The sequence below is a fragment of the Pseudomonas sp. 2822-17 genome, from assembly GCF_002742485.1.
Lineage (GTDB): Bacteria > Pseudomonadota > Gammaproteobacteria > Pseudomonadales > Pseudomonadaceae > Aquipseudomonas > Aquipseudomonas cyclaminis.
Genome location: NZ_LJRZ01000941.1, coordinates 1 through 241 on the forward strand (window position 1 = coordinate 1; position 241 = coordinate 241).

The window sequence follows — 241 nt, forward strand, 5'->3', positions numbered from 1 at the left end:
GAACCATTCTTGATCGTATAAGGATTCAATAGCATAAGGATTATGTTCTTCTTCAATATAATTTTCACTGAACTGATCAAGACTGTTTAAATATGCTTCTGGATCTTCTAAGAAAGCTTCAGCCCGAGCTAATGAGTTCTCTTCATCATCATTAATTTGGGGGCTTACTTGATTAATAACAAGTCCAGAACCATATTGGATACCGCGGTTTGCTGCAATGGAACTGTCCAATGCTCTATCT

Annotated in this window: 1 protein-coding gene; it reads right to left on the minus strand. The window is 36.9% G+C overall.

Annotation, left to right across the window (positions count from 1 at the left end; all coding sequences use genetic code 11):
* Positions 1-241, minus strand: a 241-nt coding sequence (locus AOA60_RS32950; RefSeq protein WP_218241006.1) for a hypothetical protein, incomplete at both ends; no start/stop codon positions are given.